Origin of the sequence: Mycolicibacterium llatzerense (genome assembly GCF_025331195.1) — a bacterium.
Taxonomy (GTDB): Bacteria; Actinomycetota; Actinomycetes; order Mycobacteriales; family Mycobacteriaceae; genus Mycobacterium; species Mycobacterium llatzerense.
Window position 1 is genome coordinate 866,472 of sequence record NZ_LXOV01000012.1, and the last position, 20,092, is coordinate 886,563.

A 20,092-nucleotide genomic window follows, 5' to 3' on the forward strand; every position below is an offset into this window, starting at 1 on the left:
TCGGGGTCGGCGACGTCCGAAAGGGGGGCCGACGATGCGCACTTTCGGACGCACCATCCCCGCAGCGGTGGCCGTGATGCTGACGGTGCTGAGCACGGTTCTGCTGGGCATGGTGTCGATGGTGACGGCCGCGTTCACGCTCGCCGCGACCGCGCTGATCGTCCCGGGCACCGGCACACCCAACGCCAACATCGTGGCGGGCTACATGCAGAACGCGGACAACTACTACATCGCGCCGTTCAACCCGTTGTGCACACAGCCGAGCTGCACGCTGACCGGCATCAACTATCCCGCCCAGTTCTGGCCGATCCCACTCCCCGGCTGGGGTGGCCTGTCCGGCGCCAAGTGGAACGTCTCGACTGGTGAGGGCATCGCCCACCTGGACACCGCCCTGACCGCCGCATTGCCCACCGCGACGCCGGCCAACCCCGTCATCATCTTCGGCTACTCACAGGGCGGCAACATCGTCAGCCGAGAGAAGGCCACCCTGGGCGGTCTGACCCAGGCCCAGAAGGACGCACTGGCGTTCGTCATGATCGGCAACACCAACCGGCCCAACGGCGGACTGTTCGAACGGCTGGCCTTCCTCGGCACCGTGCCGATCCTGGACGTGACGTTCGGCCTGCCCGCACCCACCAACACCGGCATCAAGACCACCGACATCGCGTTCGAGTACGACGGCGTCTCCGACTTCCCGCTGTACCCGATCAACCTGCTCGCCGACCTCAACGCCATCGCCGGATTCTGGTACACCCACGGCACTTACCTGGCGCCGAACGCCAACAGCGACGTCGGAGAGATTCCCGACCTCGAATACACGCCCGCCGAGCTGAACGCGGCCCTCACCGACCCGAAGAACCAGACCGTGTACGGCGACACCACCTACATCACCATCCCGACCAAGACCCTGCCGATCGTCCGGCCGTTCCTGGAATTCGGCGGCTTCACCCACACCAGCTTCATCATCAAGCCGATCGTCGACCTGGTCGCCCCGGTGCTGCGGGTACTCATCGACACCGGCTACGACCGCAGCCTGAGCCCCGGCGTCCCGGCGCCGTTCCGGTTGATCCCGCTGATCAACCCGATCACGCTGACGGTGGACCTGATCAACGCCGCGGGTGAGGGCGTCAAGGCCGCGGTCAGCGACATCACCGGCGGCAAGGTGCAGCTGCCGATCGCCGCGACACCCGTGCCGGCCCCGACGACGGTCGCGGCCCGGAACGTGTCGAGCACGCCCAAGGCGGTGTCCGCCACCCCGACCGGTGACACCAAGCTCGCGCCCGTGACGACCCCGAAGCTGTCGACCACGGACACGACGGATCCGAAGGGCGCCGAGGCCAAGGACCCCGACACCAAGACCCCGGACGTCAAGACGCCCGACACCAAGACGCCCGACACCAAGACGCCCGACACCAAGACCCCGGACACCAAGGTCACCGACCCGAAGACCACCGACACCACCGACCCGAAGCAGGATCCGAAGCCCGGCACCGATTCGACCACCAAGGGCGGCCCGGCCAAGGACGGTCAGACCACGGCGACCGACAAGGCCAAGAAGCCGAAGAAGGACAAGAAGACCCAGACCCCCAAGGCGCCCAAGCCCGCGAAGGCCGCCGCCGAGAAGGCCGAGAGGCCGGCGAAGGCTGCCGCCTGACTCAGGCGGTGACGAACTCGCCGAGGCTGGCGGCCAGCGCCATCGGTACCCAGCCTTTGATCCGGGTGCCGTCGGCGGTGTGCTCGGTGGCCTCGACGCGGCCTTCCGCGTGGACGCGGGCGACGAGGTCGCCCCGGTCGTAGGGAATGGTCACGTCGACGGCGGCGTCGGTCGGCTCGACCAGTTCGCACATGCGCAGCCGCAGCCGGTCCAGACCCTCACCGGTGTGGGCCGAGACGAACACCGCATCCGGCAGGGCCCGCCGAAGATGGGCCAGCGCAAGATCGCCGGCGGCGTCGATCTTGTTGACCACCAACAACTCTCGCGGTGCCGCGACGTCATATTCGGCCACCACCTCGCCCACGACCTTGCGCACCGCGTTGATCTGCGCCAGCGGATCGGCGTCGGCGCCGTCGACGACGTGCACCAGCAGGTCGGCGTCGACGACCTCCTCCAGCGTCGAGCGGAACGCCTCGACCAGCTGGGTCGGCAGGTGCCGCACGAACCCGACGGTGTCGGTCAGGGTGAAGGGCCGGCCGTCGTCCAACTGGCCACGGCGCGTGGTGGGTTCGAGGGTGGCGAACAGGGCGTTCTGCACCAGCACCCCGGCGCCGGTGAGCGCGTTGAGCAGGCTGGATTTGCCGGCGTTGGTGTAGCCGACGATCGCGACCGACGGGGCGTCGCTGGCCCGGCGACTGTGCCGCTGGGTGTCGCGAATCTTCTTCATGTCCTTGATCTCGCGGCGCAGCTTCGACATGCGCTCGCGGATCCGTCGCCGGTCGGTCTCGATCTTGGTTTCACCCGGGCCACGGGTACCCACACCGCCGCCGGCACCACCGGCGCGACCACCGGCCTGCCGGGACATCGACTCACCCCAACCACGCAGCCGCGGCAGCATGTACTCCATCTGGGCCAGCGACACCTGAGCCTTGCCCTCACGGCTGGTGGCGTGCTGGGCGAAGATGTCGAGGATCAGCGCGGTCCGGTCGATGACCTTGACCTTCACCACTTTTTCCAGCGAGTTCAGCTGGGCGGGGCTCAGTTCACCGTCGCAGATGACGGTGTCGGCGCCGGTGGCGAGCACGGTCTCGCGCAGCTCCAAGGCCTTCCCGGAGCCGATGTAGGTCGAGGCGTCCGGTTTGTCGCGGCGCTGGATCAGGCCTTCGAGCACCTCGGAGCCCGCTGTCTCGGCGAGGGCGGCCAGCTCGGCCAGGCTGTTGTCGGCGTCGGCCGACGTCCCGTCGGTCCACACGCCGACCAGCACCACGCGTTCGAGGCGCAGCTGGCGGTATTCGACTTCGGAGATGTCGGCCAGTTCGGTCGACAGGCCGGCGACGCGGCGCAGTGCCGCACGATCTTCGAGCGCCAGTTCACCGACGCTAGGGGTGTTGTCGGGATCAAAAGGATAAGTCATAAGTAGTTATCGATGGTGCCCGCAAAGTCAGCGGCCCGCATCTGAATTTCCTTCATTCTCATGCCACCACTCGGCGGCCAGTTCTCCGTGCGCCAACAACACCGACGGCCCGCGCAGGAAACTGGTGCTCTCGGTGACGGTCACGCTGACCTCGCCGCCGGGAATCACCACCCGCAGACTTCCGGTGTCGGCGCCGGTGTGGTTCAGCGCCGCGAGCGTCGCGGCCACCGTTCCGGTTCCACAGGAACGGGTTTCGCCGACCCCGCGCTCGTGCACCCGCATCGCCACCAAGCCCTCGACCGGCGCGGTCAGGATCTCGACGTTGACGCCCTCGGGGAACTGCTCGGCGTCGAAGGACACCGGGGCCGCGACATCCAGCGCGTTCAGGCCGGCCACGTTCAGCGACGGGTCGACACAGGCCAGGTGCGGGTTGCCGACGTCGACGGCCAGGCCGTCGAAGGTGCGTCCGGCGACGACCGCCTTGCCGTGGCCGAACGAACGGGCCTTGCCCATCTCGACAGTGACCTCGGCGTTGACCGCGTCGGCGGCGTGCAGCACCACCGGCCGCGGCCCGGCCAGCGAGCCGACGACGAATTCGTTGCGATGCTCCAGCCCGGACGCCCGCAGGTAATGCGCGAAGACGCGGACGCCGTTGCCGCACATCTGCGCGATGGAGCCGTCGGCGTTGCGGTAGTCCATGTACCAGTCGTCGGCGGCGACCCCGTCGGGAAGCTGGTCGAACACGCCGGCGTTCTGCGCCGCCCCGGCCTTCGTCACGCGCAGCAGGCCGTCGGCCCCCAGTCCGCGGCGCCGGTCACACAGCGCGGCGACAATGGCGGAACTGATCGGCAGCTGTGCCTCTATGTCGGGCAGCACCACGAAGTCGTTCTGGGTGCCATGCCCTTTGGAAAACCGCACACCCTCAGCGTACGTGGCGCCAGATCCGCGCGACTTCGGCCGCGTTCCCGTCGGCGTCGCCCGCCAGCCAGGTGATGCGGTGATCGCGGCGGAACCAGGACCGCTGCCGGCGGACATAGCGGCGCGTGCCGATGAACGTCCGCTCCTGCGCCTCGGCCATCGCGGCCTCGTCGCCGCCGGCGTCCAGCGCGGTGAGCACCTGCGCGTAGCCGAGGGCCCGGGCCGCCGTCACCCCGTCGCGCAGGCCGCGGGCCTGCAGGGCCACCACCTCGTCGACCAGCCCCGAGGCGAACATCAGGTCGGTGCGGCGCTGCAGCCGGTCGTCGAGAATCTCTGTGTCCCAATCCAATCCGACGATGAGGGTGTCCCAGCGCGGGGCGCCGATCTGCGGCGCCGACGCCGCGAAGGGCCGGCCGGTGATCTCGACGACCTCCAATGCCCGCACGATCCGCCGGCCGTCGGTGTTCAGGATCGACGCGGCGGCGTCGGGATCGACCCGCGCCAACTCGCCGTGCAGGGCCGTGACACCGATCTCGGCCAGCCGGCCCTCCCACCGGGCCCGCACCGTCGGGTCGGTCGCCGGGAACGACCACTCGTCGAGCAGCGACTGGATGTACATCATCGACCCGCCGACGATCACCGGCACGGCGCCGCGCGCGGCGATGGCCTCGATGTCGGCCGCCGCGGCCGCCTGGTAGTTCGCGACGGTCGCGATGTCGGTGACCTCGAGCACGTCGAGCTGGTGATGGACGATGCCGCGCCGCTCGGGCACCGTCAGCTTGGCGGTGCCGATGTCCATGCCCCGGTAGAGCTGCATGGCGTCGGCGTTCACGATCTCGCCGCCCAACTGTTCGGCCAGATCCAGCGCCAGGTCCGACTTGCCGGTGCCGGTGGGCCCGACGACCGCGATGGGCCTCACGCGGGCACCCAGGTGCCGACGAAGTAGCCGACGCCGTAGGGCGCGCCGCGGTACAGCTCGGTCGCCTTCGGGTCCGCTCCGGCCAGCCCGGCGAGCGCCTGATAGGCCACCCGGCCCAGCACGCCCGACAGCCCGGCGATCGCGGCCACATCGCCGGTGGCCAGTGCGTCGTCCCAGTGCGCTTGGCGCGCAACCGAATCGGAGTCGAAGCCGCCCGGCGCCGCGGCGGTCAGGGTGTTCGCGCCATCGGCGACGACCAGCACCCCCACCGGATCGGTCGCGGCGTCCAACTCGTCACGCAGCGCACGGCCGCGCTTCAGCGCTGCCTCCGGCGCCAGATCGTCGGCGAGCACCCGCACGTCGACCGATGCTGCCGGGCTGACGCTCCCCCGCAGCCAGCCGGCGATCAGCGCGCACAACGGCAGTGGCCGCGGCTCGCCGGTCGCGTCGGGTGCGAGCGTCACCCGGACGTCGGCGCCGTATCCGGCGAAGCTGCCGACCGCGTCAGCGGGCACGTGAGCGTCCTGCGGGCCGACGCCGACCGCCACCCAACGTGACGGCAGGATCTGCGCGGCAGACCGCACCGCGGCCGTCAGGCCGGCCAGTTCGACGGCGGCGCCGGAGGCCAGCTCAGGCACCAAAACGGGAGCCGACGGGACGATCGCGATATGTGTCAGGCCGGCGCTACGCACGCGTCCACGCTAACGAGTCCGGCAAACGCCTGCGCAGACGGCGCGTCGACCTGTTTGAATAGCGTGCGAGTACCAGATGACGGCGCCGCGTCGCGCGGCAGAAGCGTGGGTCACCCTGCGCGCGGGCATGAGGAGCACGAATATGACCACCACCGAACCCGGCAACACCCCCAAACCGACTCCTCGGCCCGGTCCGCCGCGCCCCGGTCCCCGGCCCAGCCCGAGCCCCAACCATCCCCCGGCGCCTGCCGCCGCCGCGCCGCCCACCTGCGATCCGCACCGGTTCGGCCGCGTCGACGACGACGGCACGGTGTGGCTGATCACTGCCGCCGGCGAGCGCAACATCGCCTCGTGGCAGGCCGGCGACGCCGAAGCCGCGTACGTCCACTTCGGCCGCCGGTACGACGATCTGAGCACCGAGGTCGCGCTGCTGGAGCACCGGCTCGGCAGCGGTAGCGGCGACGCCCGCAAGATCAAGGCCGCCGCCGCGACGCTGCTCGAATCCGTCCCGACCGCCGCGGTGCTGGGCGATGTCGATGCCCTGACCGCCCGGCTGACCGCCGTCGTCGAGCAGGCCGGCGCCAGCGCGCAGGAGGAGCGAGCCAAGCGCGACGAGCTCCGGGCCACCCAGACCGCCCGCAAGGAAACCCTGGCCGCCGAGGCCGAGGACATCGGCGCCAACTCCACTCAGTGGAAGGCCAGCGGTGATCGGCTGCGGGCGATCCTCGACGAGTGGCGCACCATCACCGGCCTGGACCGCAAGGTCGACGACGCGCTGTGGAAGCGCTACTCGGCGGCCCGCGAGGCGTTCAACCGCCGCCGGGGCTCGCACTTCGCCGAGCTGGATCGGGAGCGGGTCGGCGTGCGGCAGGCCAAGGAGGCGCTGTGTGAGCGCGCCGAGGCACTGTCCGGCTCCACGGACTGGGGTGCCACCGCCTCGACGTTCCGCGATCTGCTGACGGAGTGGAAGGCCGCGGGCCGCGCCGCCAAGGACGTCGACGACGCGCTGTGGAAGCGGTTCAAGGCTGCGCAGGACACGTTCTTCAGCGCCCGCAACGCGATCAACGCCGAGAAGGACGCCGAGTTCAACGCCAACGCCGATGCCAAGGCCGAGCTGCTGGTCGAGGCCGAGAAGATCGACATCAGCGATGTCGACGCGGCACGTGCGGCATTCCGGGCCATCGGCGACAAGTGGGACGCCATCGGCAAGGCATCGCGCGATCGCACCGCGGAGCTGGAGCGCCGGTTGCGGGTCGTCGAGAAGAAGATCCGCGATGCCGCGGAGAGCAACTGGACCGACCCCGAGGCGCAGGCCCGGGCCGACCAGTTCCGCGAGCGGGCCGAGCAGTTCGAGCGTCAGGCCGAGAAGGCCGAGGCCGCGGGCAAGGCCAAGGATGCCGAGAAGGCGCGCGCCAGTGCGGCGCAGTGGCGTGAGTGGGCCGACGCCGCCTCAGCGGCGATCAAGAAGTAGGTGAGTCCGGGCCGTCGAGCAGTCCGCGCTTCTGCTGCTCGACGGTCGCGTCGCGGCGCTGTGCCTCGGCTGCCAGCTGCACCGCGGTGCGTGACCACACCACGCGTGCCCAGTGGAACGTCAGCAGGATGACGGCGATCCACGCGAGGTAGAGCCCGAAGCCGGGTCCCGGGTACGGGTGCACGACGGTGTTGCGCGACCAGATGGCGAGCATGCCGAGGAAACACGACACGGCGGAACCGGCCAGCGCGATCCAGGCCAGGCCCCAGCGCCGGGTCAGCAGCGCCAGCATCGAGAAACCGACGCTGAACACCAGGATCAGCCAGACGAACACCCGCGACGGCAGCAAAATCTTCGCGTCGAGGGCGACCTGATCGCCGAGCAAGACGTCGAATCCCCTGACGCCGCCGGTGTGCGGCAGCACGAACGACAGCAGGATCACGAAGACGCAGATCGCCACGACCATGGCGCGGCCGCCGGGATCGATCTCGCGGGCGATGCGCTGCTCGGCGGCGTCGATGTCGTCTTTGAACTCCTCGAACTCGCCGTTGGTGCCGTTGGGCTTGGTGTCGTTCATCGTGAACATCCCTGCTCTACGGGCGTGACGGGGGGCGCGCCGATCTGCGGCATGCCCAGCCCGACGCCGGTGGTGGGTTTGCGGCCCGCGGCGTGCGCGTCGCCCGCACGGGTGCGGCGGTGGCCGGCGATCGGCGCATCGGCGATCAGGTGGTGCGGCGCGGCACCGGTGACGGTCGTGGTGACGATGTCGCCGGGCCGGATGTCGGCGTCGCCCGGGGTGAAGTGCACCAGCCGGCCGTCGCGGGCGCGGCCCGACATTCTCTCGGTGGCGGAATCTTTGCGGCCTTCGCCGGTGGCCACCAGCAGCTCGACCTCCCGGCCGACCTGCGCCAGGTTCTCCTCCCACGAGATGCGCTCCTGCAGCTCGATGAGCCGCATATAACGTTCGGAGACAACCTCTTTGGGCAGTTGGTCAGGCAGCTCGGCGGCCGGCGTGCCGGGCCGCTTGGAGTACTGGAACGTGAAGGCGCTGGAGAAGCGGGCGCGTTCGACGACGTCGAGGGTGGCCTGGAAGTCTTCTTCGGTCTCCCCCGGGAATCCGACGATGATGTCGGTGGTGATGGCCGCGTACGGGATCGCCGCGCGCACGCGCTCGATGATGCCTAGGTACTTCTCGGCGCGGTAGGAGCGGCGCATCGCCTTGAGGATGCGATCCGAGCCAGATTGCAGCGGCATGTGCAGCGTCGGGCAGACGTTCGGGGTGGCCGCCATGGCCTCGATGACGTCGTCGGTGAACTCGGCCGGGTGCGGCGAGGTGAACCGGACCCGCTCCAGGCCCTCGATGTCGCCGCAGGCACGCAGCAGTTTGGCGAACGCGCCGCGGTCCCGTTCGATGTCGGTCCAGGCCTCCGGGTCTTCGCGCAAGCGCTCATCCGAAGCAAACGAGACGCCGTACGCGTTGACGTTCTGGCCCAGCAGCGTGATCTCCAGGACACCCTGGTCCACCAGGGACTGCACCTCGGCGAGGATGTCGCCGGGACGCCGGTCGACCTCCTTGCCGCGCAGCGACGGCACAATGCAGAACGTACAGGTGTTGTTGCAGCCCACGGAGATGGAAACCCAAGCCGCATAAGATGATTCGCGTGTCGCGGGCAGCGCCGACGGAAACTCCTGGAGCGCCTCGACGATCTCGACCTGAGCTTCGCGGTTGTGCCGGGCGCGTTCCAGCAGCACCGGCAGCGAGCCGATGTTGTGCGTACCGAACACCACGTCGACCCACGGCGCCTTGCTCAGCACCGTGTCGCGGTCCTTCTGCGCCAGACAGCCACCGACCGCGATCTGCATGTTCGGGTCGGTCTGCTTGCGGGGCGCCAGGTGGCTGATGTTGCCGTAGAGCTTGTTGTCGGCGTTCTCCCGGACCGCGCAGGTGTTGAAGACCACGACGTCGGCGTCGTCGCCGTCGTCGGCGCGCCGGTAGCCGGCGTCTTCCAGCAGGCCGGCGAGCCGTTCGGAGTCGTGGACGTTCATCTGGCACCCGTAGGTGCGGACCTGATAGGTGCGCCCCGCGCCGGAACCCGTAGCGGACTCCGTGGCGTCAGCTTCCACGTCCGGAGTCGCTGTCGAAATCACCTGCCAATCGTACGGGCGGCGCGGTTTATACCAAATTTGCCGAGGGGTTTCCCGGTTTCTGTGACAGACCACGGTCCGTGGCTTACCTGGGTAGGGTCTGTGAGCATGGTCACCGGCGAGACGACACCTGCCACCCCGATGATCTCGGTCAAGGGGGTCAACAAGCACTTCGGTGCACTGCATGTGCTGAAGGACATCAATCTCGAAGTCCCTCGTGGCCAAGTGGTGGTGCTGCTCGGACCGTCAGGTTCGGGCAAGTCGACCTTGTGCCGCACCATCAACCGGCTGGAGACGATCGACTCGGGCACGATCCACATCGACGGAGACCTACTGCCCGAAGAGGGCCGCAAGCTCGCGACGCTGCGGTCCGAGGTCGGCATGGTGTTCCAGTCGTTCAACCTGTTCGCGCACAAGACAATTCTCGACAACGTCACCCTCGCGCCGATGAAGGTCCGCGGCAAGGCGAAGGACGAGGCCCGGACGAAGGGGCTGGAACTGCTGGAGCGCGTCGGGGTGGCCAACCAGGCCGACAAGTACCCGGCGCAGTTGTCGGGTGGGCAGCAGCAGCGCGTCGCGATCGCCCGGTCACTGGCCATGGGCCCGAAGGTCATGCTGTTCGACGAACCCACCAGCGCGCTGGACCCCGAGATGGTCAACGAAGTGCTCTCGGTGATGACGTCCCTGGCGACCGAGGGCATGACCATGATCGTGGTCACGCACGAGATGGGCTTCGCCCGCCGGGCGTCGAACCGGGTGGTGTTCATGGCCGACGGCACCATCGTCGAGGACGCCGAGCCCGACGAGTTCTTCACCGCACCAAAGTCCAACCGGGCCCGGGACTTCCTGGGCAAGATCCTGGACCACTGATCGTGGAACGATCGATACGGCAGAGTTCGGTGACACGTGGATACCGCCGTCTCGCCGCCGTCACCGTCCTGATCCTGGCGCTGCTGACCCTGAGCGCCTGCGGCGCCAGCAGCAAGAAGATCACCATCGGCACCAAGTTCGACCAGCCCGGCCTGGCCGCGAAGAAGCCCGACGGCACCTTGGCCGGCTTCGACATCGACGTCGCGACCTACGTGGCCGGGCAGCTGGGCTACAAGCCCGACGACATCGAGTGGAAAGAAGCCCCATCGGGTCAGCGTGAGAACCTGATCCAGAACCACCAGGTCGACTTCATCGCCGCGACGTACTCCATCACCGACGCCCGCAAGCAGAAGGTGTCGTTCGCCGGGCCGTACCTGGTCACCGGGCAGAGCCTGCTGGTGCGCGCCGACAACAACGAGATCACCAGCGTCGAATCACTGCAGAACCACAAGAAGCTCTGCTCGGTGTCGGGTTCGACTCCGGCGCAACGCATCAAGGACAAGTACCCGGGCGTGCAGCTGCAGCAGTACGACACCTACTCGGCCTGCCTGGAGGCCGTGAAGACCGGGGCCATCGACGCACTCAGCACCGACGAGGTGATCCTGGCCGGGTACGCCGCCCAGACCCCGGGTGCGTTCAAGCTGATCGGCAAGCCCTTCTCTGTCGAGAAGTACGGCATCGGATTGCTCAAGGGCGACAAGGAATTACGCCAGAAGATCAACGACGCCATCGAGAAGATGCAGAAGTCCGGTGAGTGGCAGGCCGCGTTCGACCGCAATCTGGGCCCGGCCGGACTGTCCGCGCCGCCACCGCCCCCGTTGGACACCAACATCTATGGCGCCGGCGGGGCCAAGCGCGTCGATCTGTGGGGCACCTACGGCGGCAAGATCCTGAAGGCGTTCTGGACCACGATCCAGCTGACGCTGCTCGCCGCGGCCGGCGCGCTGATCCTGGGCACGGTACTGGCCGCGATGCGCCTGTCACCGGTGCCGGTGCTGCGCTGGCTGGGCACGACGTACGTCAACGTGGTCCGCAATACCCCACTGACGCTGATCATCCTGTTCTGTTCGTTCGGTATCGGGAACACCCTGCGGGTCACGCTGGTCGATTCGCATTCGCCGACGGCCGTGGTGGACAGCAACTTTCGGCTCGCGGCCCTCGGATTGACGGTCTACACCGCGTCATTCGTGTGCGAGACAGTGCGCTCGGGCATCAATACCGTGCCGCTGGGACAGGCCGAGGCCGCCCGCTCGCTGGGCCTGAGCTTCGGGCAGAACCTGCGGTTGATCCTGCTGCCGCAGGCTTTTCGCGCGGTGATCAACCCGCTGGGTTCAGTGCTGATCGCCTTGGTGAAGAACACCACGATCGCGTCGGCCATCGGCGTGGCCGAGGCGGCGCTGCTGATGAAGGAGATGATCGAGAACACCGCGGCGCTGCTGGCGGTCGGCTCGATCTTCGCCGCTGGTTTCGTGGTCCTGACGTTGCCGTTGGGACTGTTGTTCGGTTGGTTGGGTAAGCGATACGCGGTGGTGCGGTAATGAGTACATCGTCCGTTCTCTACGACGCCCCGGGGCCGCGGGCGCAGCGGCGAAACCTGCTGTTCGCCGCCCTCATCGTCGCGGTGATCATCGCGATGGCCGGCTGGGTGCTGTGGCAGTTCGAGTCCAAAGGCCAACTGACCGAAGCGAAGTGGCACCCGTTCCTGACCGCGAACCTGTGGACGACGTACGTGCTGCCCGGTGCCGTCGGCACGTTGACGGCGGCGGTGGTGTCGATCGTGCTGGCGCTCGTGCTGGGTCTGGCACTGGGCATGGGGCGGTTGTCGGAGGCCCGCGCGGTGCGGTGGGTGTGCTCGGTCTTCGTCGAGTTCTTCCGGGCCGTCCCGGTGCTGATCATGATGTTGTTCGCGTATTTCCTGTTCGCGCTGTACGACGTCTTCCCATCGCGTCAGCTGGCGCTGGCCGGCGTGATCACGGGACTGACGCTGTACAACGGCGCGGTCATCGCGGAGATCGTGCGGGCCGGCGTGTACGCGCTGCCCCGCGGGCAGCGTGAGGCCGCCGTGGCGCTGGGGCTGCGGCCCAGTCAGACGTTGCGGCTGATTCTGCTCCCCCAGGCCGTGACGTCGATGCTGCCGGTGCTGGTGTCGCAGATGGTGGTGGTGCTCAAGGACACCGCGATCGGCTATCAGATCACGTTCGTCGAGATGGTCCGCCAGGGTACGAACATCGGTTCGGCGTACAGCAATTACATCCCCGCGCTGATCGTGATCGCGGTGCTGATGATCAGCCTCAACTTCGCGCTGTCGGCGCTGGCGACCCGCCTGGAAGCGCGGCTGCGGCAGTCGCGGCGTACCCCGGATCCGCTCCCGGTGAACACCGGCATTCAGGAGGATGCGCCGGGTACCCCGCCGGCGTGAGGCGCTCCGGGCCAGGCGCGGAGCGCCTGATCGGCCACCGCGTGCAGTTCGTCGCGCTCGACGCCGCCGTTGGCCTGGACCGCCAGGCCCTGACTGACGGCGACGATCCAGCGCGCCACCAGCTGCGCGTCCGCCCCGGGCAGTTCGCCCATCAGCTGGGCAGCCGTGAAACGTTCGGCCAATTCAGCGATTCCGTCTTCGCGCAGCTGGGCGAGCTCCGCATGCAACTCGGCCGCCTCGTCGCCTGCGGCCAGGGCGCTCTGCACCAGCAGGCATCCGCGCGGACCCGCCGCCCCGGAGGACCCGTCGACAGCGCCGTGCACCATGGCATACGCGGTATCCCACGCGGTGGGTAGGGCCAGCGCGCGTTCAACGTAGCTGCCGGGACCTGCCTGGTAGCGCCGCACCGCGGCGCGGAAGAGCTCGGCCTTGGAACCGTATTCGTCATAGAGGCTGCGGCGGTTGACACCGGTCGCCGCCGTGAGATCGCTGATGGACACCCCGTCATAGCCGTGCTCCCAGAACAACCGCATCGCGGTGTCCAGGACACGCTCCGGGTCGAACGTGCGCGGTCTGCCGATCGCCATCAACCCTCCTGATGTGATCCGGGCCACAGTCCGGAATGCCACCCGGCCGTAGCGGCTTGTGCTGAACGTACTTAGTAACCGATCGGTTCGAAAGAATCATTCCACGACGGGGAGAACTCATGAGCACCACTTCGGCAGCCCCACTCGCCGGGCGACGCGCACTGGTCACCGGCGGTTCCCGCGGCATCGGCGCCGCCACCGTGCGCAGGCTCGCGGCGGACGGCGCGGCGGTCGCGTTCACCTACCAGTCCTCGCCTGATGCCGCTCAGGACCTGGTCGACGAACTCGAGGCGGCCGGCGCCAAGGTGGCCGCCATCAAAGCCGACAGCGCCGACGCGCTGGCCGTAGCCGCCGCGGTGGACGAAGCCGTCGAGCGACTCGGCGGACTGGACATCCTGGTCAACAACGCCGGCGTCGCGCAGGGAGCACCGATCGAGTCGTTCCCGCTGGAGGACTTCGACCGGATGCTGGCGATCAATGTGAAGGCCGTGTTCGCCGCCATTCAGCGCGCCGTGCCGCACCTGGGCGCCGGGGGCCGGATCATCACCATCGGCTCCGTGAATGCCGACCGGGTGCCGACTGCCGGCTTCTCGGTGTATGCCCTCACCAAGGCCGCGGTCGCCGGGCTGACGCGAGGCCTGGTGCGCGAGCTCGGCCCCCGCGGCATCACCGTCAACACCATCCAGCCGGGGCCGGTCGCCACCGACATGAACCCCGACACCGGCGACTTCGCCGACGAGCTGCGCCCGCTCATCGCGGTCGGCCAGTACGGGCAGCCTCGCGACATTGCGAGCGCCGTGGCCTACCTGGCCCATCCCGAGTCGGGGTTCGTCACGGGCGTCACCTGGAACATCGACGGCGGCTTCGTGATCTGACGCCGGACCGACCCGCCCGCAGGGTTCGCCTCCCGGTGAACCCTGCGGGCACGCACGTCGTGTCCCTAGTTGGAGGTTCACTCGATCCCGGGAGGCGTCATGAGTGTCGCGGTTCGTGCGTTTGCGGCAGTTCCAGCTCCAACCCAAACCGTCGCGGCGCTGTGCACCGCGTGTTTGGTACTCACGATGGCGCCGGCACCCGGGCGCGCCACCATCCCGTCGGTGCCCGTTCTGACCGAACCGGGCATCTCGCTGACAGCGCAGCAGCTGCCGCTACCGCTCGATCTGCTCAATCAGCAGGTGGTGTTCAACGTCGGGCTGTTCGCCGATTGGATCACCACCGGTGCCGCACTGTTCCAACGCCAGACGCAGGTGCCGGGGAGTTTCGTGGCGGCCATCGGTAGTGGCACGCCGCCATTGACCGCCGCCGCACAAGCGCTGAGCGCGGTCGCCGACATCGAGTTCGAAGCCGGCCGCGATCTGATCGGGTTCGCCCAGGACATCGCGGTCTTCCAGCTCCAGTTCAGGGCGACCACACTGTCCGCGTTCCCGCCGTTCAACACGGGGCCTGGTCAGCAATTCGTGGTCGACACCACCGCATTCGGCCTCAACGTCACGCAGCAGATGGTGGACTTCGCCCGGGCAGTGATCACGTCGGTCGAACAGTTCACCCATAACGCACTGCACACCCCGCTGCCCGTCATGATGATCGCCGCGAAGCCATCGGCCGCCGTCGACATCCCGGACACCCCGGTCATCCCGAAGGCTCCAGTGACCCCGAAAAAGCCCACAGTGCAACAGGATTCGATCGTCTCGACGTTCATCCCGAAGCTGCCCAAGCCCCCGAAGTCGCCCAAGCAGCCCACGCAACTTCCGGACGCGACGACCGATAACGTCGTCCACCCGCCGGCCGGCCAGTTCTCGCCGCCGAAATTCTTGGCACCCAAGTTCTCGGTGCCGAAGTTCTCCGTCCCGAAGTTCTCGGTGCCGAAGCTGTCGCCGCCCAAGGTCAAGCACCCTGAGCCCAAGGGTTCGTCCAAGGACTAAACCGTGCGGCGCTGACGCTCCTGCGTGAGCTGGGTGTTGACCACATCGAAGGCCATGCCCTGGCTGTAGCCGCGGCGTGCCAGCATCGCGACCAGCCGCCGAGTCACCTTCATCTCGTCGTCGAGGCTTTCCCGTCGCAACTTGGTGGCGACGAGTTCCTCGGCGCGCACCCGCCACTCTCCCGCGTCGACGCTGTCGAGCGTCTCGGCGATCACTTCGGCGTCGATGCCCTTGGTCCGCAACTCAGAGGCCAAGGCGCGCTTGCCTTTTCCAGCGTTGGTGCGGCGTTCGCGCACCCACTGCTCGGCGAATGCCGCGTCGTCTACCAGACCTACCTCGGTGAGCCGGTCCAGCACCCGGGCGCCGATGTCCTCGGGGAAGCCGCGTTTGGTCAGCTGAGTTTCGAGTTCGGCCCGGCTGCGCGCCCGGGTGGTGAGCAGACGCAGACACACGTCCCGCGCCTGCTCCTCACGCCGCTGCGGCTGCGCCGGCTCCGCCTCAGAAGTCGACCGGGGCGGGAAGGACGTCATCGGCCGCACCATCGGTCACCACCGCACCGATACCGAGCTTCTCTTTGATCTTCTTCTCGATCTCGTTGGCGGCATCCGGGTTCTGCAGCAGGTAGTTGCGGGCGTTCTCCTTGCCCTGCCCCAGCTGTTCGCCGTCGTAGGTGAACCACGAACCGGACTTACGGATGAAGCCGTGCTCGACACCCATGTCGATGAGCGAGCCCTCCTTGGAGATGCCCTTGCCGTAGAGGATGTCGAATTCGGCCTGCTTGAACGGCGGCGCGACCTTGTTCTTGACGATCTTGGCCCGGGTACGGTTACCGACCGCATCGGTACCGTCCTTGAGCGTCTCGATCCGGCGCACATCGATACGCACCGAGGCGTAGAACTTCAAAGCCTTACCACCGGTGGTGGTTTCGGGCGAACCGAACATCACGCCGATCTTCTCGCGCAGCTGATTGATGAAGATGGCGGTGGTGCCGGAGTTGTTCAGTGCGCCGGTCATCTTGCGCAGCGCCTGGCTCATCAGGCGGGCCTGCAGACCGACGTGGCTGTCACCCATCTCGCCCTCGATCTCGGCGCGCGGCACCAGTGCGGCGACCGAGTCGATGACCAGGATGTCGATGGCGCCGGAACGCACCAGCATGTCGGCGATCTCCAGGGCCTGCTCACCGGTGTCGGGCTGAGAGACCAGCAGCGCGTCGGTGTCGACGCCGAGCTTCTGGGCGTAGTCGGGGTCCAGCGCGTGCTCGGCGTCGATGAACGCCGCGATGCCACCGGCGGCCTGAGCGTTGGCCACCGCATGCAGGGCGACCGTGGTCTTACCCGAGGATTCCGGGCCGTAGATTTCGACGACGCGGCCGCGCGGCAGACCACCGATGCCGAGGGCGACATCCAGCGCGATGGACCCGGTCGGGATGACCGAAATCGGTTGGCGGGTCTCGTCTCCCAGCCGCATCACCGAGCCCTTGCCGAAGTTCTTGTCGATCTGTGCCAGCGCGAGTTCGAGTGCCTTCTCGCGATCTGGGGCCTGTGCTGCCATGGGTGATCTCCGTCCTCGTGGATGTCCGTTGATCGGGTTTCCGATCGGTTGGCCGTGACGCTAGATGAGGCCACCGACAAGTTCCGCGAACTGGGATCAGACTAGCGAACAGGTGTTCGACTGCAAGCAGACACGCCGATCAATGACCGAGGGCGCGGCGAGTGATTTCCGGCAACACCCAGGACGGCCCGCAGTCGGCGGCAGTCACAGCGAACGCTGGCGCCGCAGGCCCAACGTCCTCATCAGGGACAGGGCGCGCAGGCCGGCGGCCGGCGCCACGTCGGTACTGCGCGCGATCACGCCGCGCCAGCGCGGCACCACGCGGAAAATCTGGTGGGAGTCCATCAACTCCACGGCTGCGGCCGCCACGTCATCGGCGGCCAGCGGCTTGGGACCCGAAAACAGCAGGGCCGCTCCGGGATCGTGGGTCGTGGCGGTGACCATCTCGGTGTTCACCACGTCGGGACACAGTGCGCGGGCCCGGATCGGCAGGCCGGCGGTCTGCAGTTCGCCCTGCAACGAGGTGGTGTACGACAGCACGGCGGCCTTGCTCGCGGCATAGACCGCCAGTCCGGGCACCGGCGTCAGCGCCGAGATCGAGGCGATGTTGAGGATGACGCCGCCGCGCGCACCCATGGCATTGACCGCCGCCATGCAGCCGGCCATCATCCCGCGGACGTTGACGTCGAGGGTCTGGACGACGTGCTCGGCGGGCTGTTCCCAGCTGTTGCCCGCGTGCAGTACTCCGGCGTTGTTGACCCACACCGCGATCCGGCCCTGTTCGGCGGCGAGCGCCGCGATCCCCTGGTGACCCGCGACGTCGCGCACGTCCTGGGCCAAGCCCCACGCCCCGCGCCCGACGGTCTCGGCGGCGCGCTGCGCGGCATCCCCGTCGACGTCGGTGATCAAGACGCGGTGCCCTTGGGCGGCAAGGGCTTTCGCGATGGCCAGGCCGATCCCCCGACCGGCTCCAGTGACTACGGCAATGGTCGCGTTCATCGGCGTGAAGTCGTCCTTCCATCGTGGGGTTCACCAGCGACGCTATCGGGGCAGGCCCGGCCAACACCATGTCGTCGGCCAACAAACACCGAAGCGCGAGCAGTGCCGCGGGACTAAAAAGCGCCGCTCACCACTGATCGCGCGGCACGTCGAAGTCCGCGCACAGGGCCCGCCAGACGTCGCGGGGGTCGACGCCGGCTTCGATCGCCTGCGCCGGGGTGCGGCCACCGAGGACCGCCAGCACGTGGTCGTTCACCAACGCCGCACCGCGCGCCGTACCGAACTGGTCTTCGATCAGCAGGGTGAATTCGGTCAGTCGCACCGCACCAACCTACTCAGCACCGACTCCCAGCGCCGCACGGCACACAGCCACCGGGTCGGCGACGTCCGCTCCGCTGCCACCAGCCCGCCCGGCCGCCTTCCGATAGGACGGCGTCGACAGCACCCGGCCGACGGTCGCCGCCAGCGACTCCGCGGTCAACGGCCGAATCAGCTCGCCACTGCCTTGTCGCACAATCCGATTGGCGATCTCCCACTGGTCTCCGCCTCCGGGCACCACCACCAGCGGCACCCCGGCCAGCAGCGTCTTGGACACGATGCCGTGGCCACTGCCGCAGATCATCACGTCGGCCTGCTTCAGCAGTTCGTCCTGGCGACCGAGCCCGACCGCCGCCCACGGTGGCACCGGCGCGTCGGCGCCGCGCAGCCGCGAGACGACGACGCGGGCACCGTCGGGCAGGGTCTGTCCGGGGATCAGCGCCGCCAGTGCGAGTTCATCGAGACCCTGCATCCCGGTGGTGGCCGTCGACGGCGCCACGACGACAACCGGGCCCGCGCCCGGCGGTACGTCCAGCACCGCTGTCGTCGGCTCGAAATGCAGCGGCCCCACGACGACGGCTTCGGCCGGCCAGTCCGGTCGCGACACTTCCAGCTCGGGCAGGGTCGCGATCAACCGCCGCGCCGGCCCGGGATCGGTTGCGGGCAAGCCGATTCCGACGCGCGCCGTGGATCGCTGCCGGTCCCCTTCGCGGATCGAGCGCGACGTGAAGAACCGTAGCGTCGCGTCCCGCAGCCGGCCGCGCAGGCCGACACCCGGCGCCAGGCCACTGCCCAACGGCGGCAACCCCTTCGACGGCAGGTACAGCGGGTGCGGCGTCAGCTCGACCCACGGCAGGCCCAGCAATTCAGCGGCCATGCCGCCGCACACCGTGATGACGTCCGACACCACCAGATCGGGCGCCAGCTCACGCAGCAGGGGCACATTGAGCACCGCCATCCGCGCGGCACGCTCATGGATCTTGGCGCCCGAGTCGAGGTCGTCGTCGCCGTGCTCGGGGTCGAGCCCGAGCAGTTCCCGAGCGTCGACGCCGGCCGCCCGGGCGGTGTCGAGCCAGTGCCGGCCGGTCAGCAGCACCGGGTGGTCGCCGGCCGCCTGAAACCGAAGGCACAGGGCGATCGCCGGAAAGGCATGGCCGGGATCAGGCCCGGCAACCACGGCGACATGCATCGGGTCACCCTGTCACACCAGCACCTGGGCACCGCCGGGCAGGCGCACTGGGCCTGATGGCCGCACTCCTCAACGCGGCTCGTCCCTCGCCGCTTGATCGTCGCGCGGCTACGGTGGGCTTATGACACAGACCACACCGGCAGTGACCCAGACCAATGCCGAGATCGTCGAAACGTTCCTCTACGCCCTGCAGGCAGAGGACATGGAGACGGCGGACAGCCTGCTCGACGACAACCTCGTCTACGAGAACGTCGGGCTGCCGACCATCCACGGCCGCACCCGCGCCATGAAGCTGTTCCGCCCCATGAAGAAGGGCCCGGTCAGTTTCGAGGTGAAGTTCCACCGCCTCGTCGGAGAGGGTTCCACCGTGCTCAACGAGCGCACCGATGCGCTGGTCATCGGGCCCGTGCGCCTGCAGTTCTGGGTGTGCGGCGTGTTCGAGGTGCACGACGGCCGGATCACGCTGTGGCGTGACTACTTCGACATGTTCGACATGGTCAAGGCCACGGTGCGCGGTCTGCTCGGCGCCGCGATCCCGGCCCTGCGGCCGACTATGTAGCCACCGGTAAAATTGGCCACCATGGCCAACGAGAATCGCCCGAAGCCCAGCGCCTGGCAGTACATCAAGTACAGCTACGGCGGCCGGCTGCCCGACTCGATGCGGGCCTGGGTGACCGAGGATCTCATCGGCCAGGGCGCGACGCTGCGGGTGGTCATCCGCATGTTCGTGCCGGCGTTCCTGATCCTGATCCCGATCTGGTTCCTGCCCGAGCTGCTCGGCATCACGGGCGGCTCGGACCTGATCATCAGGCTCAGCGCGACGGTGCCCATCCTGATTCCGGTGATCTACTTCTCGCACGCGCTGAACAAAATCTGGCGCCGGCACATGCTGGTCAAGCACGGCATCGACCCGAAGCTGCTCGAAGAGTCGCTGCGGCAGAAGAACGCCCACATTCACGCGGCCTACGAGGAGCGGTACGGCCGCCGGTCCGATGACGGCTCGGGCAGCTCCACCACGATCTGA

21 protein-coding genes and 1 pseudogene are annotated in these 20,092 nt (G+C 68.4%); 10 read left to right on the forward strand and 12 right to left on the reverse strand.

Features of this window, described 5'->3' with window-relative positions; all coding sequences use genetic code 11:
• Nucleotides 1-34: 34 nt before the first annotated feature.
• Complete coding sequence (locus tag A7G45_RS19055; RefSeq protein ID WP_260939407.1) at nucleotides 35-1,654, forward strand: PE-PPE domain-containing protein; 1,620 nt, start codon at nucleotides 35-37, stop codon at nucleotides 1,652-1,654.
• 1 nt (nucleotide 1,655) lies between these two features.
• Here the strand turns inward: A7G45_RS19055 and hflX are convergent, their stop codons facing one another.
• The 4 genes from hflX to A7G45_RS19075 are packed head-to-tail and all read right to left on the reverse strand — an operon-like array spanning nucleotide 1,656 to nucleotide 5,597.
• Nucleotides 1,656-3,068 (reverse strand): GTPase HflX, encoded by a 1,413-nt coding sequence (gene hflX, locus A7G45_RS19060; protein ID WP_043393829.1) that lies wholly within the window; start codon nucleotides 3,066-3,068, stop codon nucleotides 1,656-1,658.
• A gap of 27 nt (nucleotides 3,069-3,095) precedes the next feature.
• Nucleotides 3,096-3,986 (reverse strand): diaminopimelate epimerase, encoded by an 891-nt coding sequence (gene dapF / locus A7G45_RS19065; RefSeq protein WP_071285283.1) that lies wholly within the window; start codon nucleotides 3,984-3,986, stop codon nucleotides 3,096-3,098.
• Nucleotides 3,987-3,990: 4 nt separating this feature from the next.
• Nucleotides 3,991-4,905 (reverse strand): tRNA (adenosine(37)-N6)-dimethylallyltransferase MiaA, encoded by a 915-nt coding sequence (gene miaA, locus A7G45_RS19070; protein WP_043393826.1) that lies wholly within the window; start codon nucleotides 4,903-4,905, stop codon nucleotides 3,991-3,993.
• Nucleotides 4,902-5,597: a class III extradiol ring-cleavage dioxygenase family protein gene (locus A7G45_RS19075; RefSeq protein WP_083420209.1), complete on the reverse strand. Its 696-nt coding sequence runs from the start codon at nucleotides 5,595-5,597 to the stop codon at nucleotides 4,902-4,904. The genes miaA and A7G45_RS19075 overlap by 4 nt, the downstream gene beginning before the upstream one ends.
• Before the next feature lie 142 nt (nucleotides 5,598-5,739).
• Between A7G45_RS19075 and A7G45_RS19080 the strand changes: the two genes are divergently transcribed.
• On the forward strand, nucleotides 5,740-7,068 hold the full coding sequence (locus A7G45_RS19080; protein WP_043394036.1) for a DUF349 domain-containing protein: 1,329 nt from the start codon (nucleotides 5,740-5,742) through the stop codon (nucleotides 7,066-7,068).
• Here the strand turns inward: A7G45_RS19080 and A7G45_RS19085 are convergent.
• Entirely contained in the window at nucleotides 7,058-7,654 is a 597-nt protein-coding gene (locus A7G45_RS19085; protein WP_083420208.1) for an Rv2732c family membrane protein, read from the reverse strand. The genes A7G45_RS19080 and A7G45_RS19085 overlap by 11 nt on opposite strands.
• Nucleotides 7,642-9,192: a tRNA (N6-isopentenyl adenosine(37)-C2)-methylthiotransferase MiaB gene (gene miaB / locus A7G45_RS19090; protein ID WP_071285281.1), complete on the reverse strand. Its 1,551-nt coding sequence runs from the start codon at nucleotides 9,190-9,192 to the stop codon at nucleotides 7,642-7,644. Before miaB ends, A7G45_RS19085 begins: the two co-directional genes overlap by 13 nt.
• Before the next feature lie 162 nt (nucleotides 9,193-9,354).
• Here miaB and A7G45_RS19095 point away from each other — a divergent pair, with 162 nt between their 5' ends.
• From A7G45_RS19095 to A7G45_RS19110, 4 genes and pseudogenes are all read left to right on the forward strand, one after another.
• Complete coding sequence (locus A7G45_RS19095; RefSeq protein WP_260939801.1) at nucleotides 9,355-10,083, forward strand: amino acid ABC transporter ATP-binding protein; 729 nt, start codon at nucleotides 9,355-9,357, stop codon at nucleotides 10,081-10,083.
• A gap of 29 nt (nucleotides 10,084-10,112) precedes the next feature.
• Nucleotides 10,113-10,907: pseudogene (locus tag A7G45_RS19100) on the forward strand (transporter substrate-binding domain-containing protein); the annotation flags it as partial.
• A 39-nt stretch (nucleotides 10,908-10,946) separates the two neighbouring features.
• Complete coding sequence (locus A7G45_RS19105) at nucleotides 10,947-11,621, forward strand: amino acid ABC transporter permease (RefSeq protein ID WP_260939803.1); 675 nt, start codon at nucleotides 10,947-10,949, stop codon at nucleotides 11,619-11,621.
• Nucleotides 11,621-12,502, forward strand: coding sequence for an amino acid ABC transporter permease (locus tag A7G45_RS19110; RefSeq protein WP_260939412.1), 882 nt, complete (start codon nucleotides 11,621-11,623; stop codon nucleotides 12,500-12,502). The genes A7G45_RS19105 and A7G45_RS19110 overlap by 1 nt, the downstream gene beginning before the upstream one ends.
• Here A7G45_RS19110 and A7G45_RS19115 read toward each other — a convergent pair.
• Complete coding sequence (locus tag A7G45_RS19115; protein ID WP_260939414.1) at nucleotides 12,469-13,089, reverse strand: TetR/AcrR family transcriptional regulator; 621 nt, start codon at nucleotides 13,087-13,089, stop codon at nucleotides 12,469-12,471. The two genes, A7G45_RS19110 and A7G45_RS19115, sit on opposite strands and share 34 nt — an antisense overlap.
• A gap of 119 nt (nucleotides 13,090-13,208) precedes the next feature.
• On the opposite strand from A7G45_RS19115, the gene A7G45_RS19120 reads away from it, so the two are divergent.
• Both A7G45_RS19120 and A7G45_RS19125 read left to right on the forward strand, forming a co-directional pair.
• Nucleotides 13,209-13,964, forward strand: coding sequence for a 3-oxoacyl-ACP reductase family protein (locus A7G45_RS19120; RefSeq protein ID WP_260939415.1), 756 nt, complete (start codon nucleotides 13,209-13,211; stop codon nucleotides 13,962-13,964).
• Nucleotides 13,965-14,150: 186 nt separating this feature from the next.
• Nucleotides 14,151-15,011 carry a hypothetical protein gene (locus A7G45_RS19125; protein WP_260939417.1) on the forward strand — a complete coding sequence of 287 codons (861 nt, stop codon included), beginning with the start codon at nucleotides 14,151-14,153 and terminating at the stop codon, nucleotides 15,009-15,011.
• Here A7G45_RS19125 and recX read toward each other — a convergent pair.
• The 5 genes from recX to A7G45_RS19150 form a co-directional block, all read right to left on the reverse strand.
• Nucleotides 15,008-15,541: a recombination regulator RecX gene (gene recX, locus A7G45_RS19130; protein ID WP_260939419.1), complete on the reverse strand. Its 534-nt coding sequence runs from the start codon at nucleotides 15,539-15,541 to the stop codon at nucleotides 15,008-15,010. The two genes, A7G45_RS19125 and recX, sit on opposite strands and share 4 nt — an antisense overlap.
• Nucleotides 15,510-16,562, reverse strand: a complete 1,053-nt coding sequence (gene recA / locus A7G45_RS19135; RefSeq protein WP_043393818.1) for a recombinase RecA — start codon at nucleotides 16,560-16,562, stop codon at nucleotides 15,510-15,512. Before recA ends, recX begins: the two co-directional genes overlap by 32 nt.
• 204 nt (nucleotides 16,563-16,766) lie before the next feature.
• Nucleotides 16,767-17,561, reverse strand: a complete 795-nt coding sequence (locus A7G45_RS19140; RefSeq protein ID WP_260939421.1) for an SDR family NAD(P)-dependent oxidoreductase — start codon at nucleotides 17,559-17,561, stop codon at nucleotides 16,767-16,769.
• A gap of 127 nt (nucleotides 17,562-17,688) precedes the next feature.
• On the reverse strand, nucleotides 17,689-17,883 hold the full coding sequence (locus A7G45_RS19145) for a DUF3046 domain-containing protein (protein ID WP_043393813.1): 195 nt from the start codon (nucleotides 17,881-17,883) through the stop codon (nucleotides 17,689-17,691).
• 9 nt (nucleotides 17,884-17,892) lie between these two features.
• A complete protein-coding gene (locus A7G45_RS19150; protein ID WP_260939422.1) occupies nucleotides 17,893-19,068 on the reverse strand; it encodes a glycosyltransferase in 1,176 nt (391 codons plus the stop codon).
• A gap of 121 nt (nucleotides 19,069-19,189) precedes the next feature.
• Between A7G45_RS19150 and A7G45_RS19155 the strand changes: the two genes are divergently transcribed.
• Both A7G45_RS19155 and A7G45_RS19160 read left to right on the forward strand, forming a co-directional pair.
• Nucleotides 19,190-19,627: a limonene-1,2-epoxide hydrolase family protein gene (locus A7G45_RS19155; protein ID WP_260939423.1), complete on the forward strand. Its 438-nt coding sequence runs from the start codon at nucleotides 19,190-19,192 to the stop codon at nucleotides 19,625-19,627.
• Nucleotides 19,628-19,648: 21 nt separating this feature from the next.
• Nucleotides 19,649-20,092: a DUF5313 domain-containing protein gene (locus tag A7G45_RS19160; RefSeq protein ID WP_260939424.1), complete on the forward strand. Its 444-nt coding sequence runs from the start codon at nucleotides 19,649-19,651 to the stop codon at nucleotides 20,090-20,092.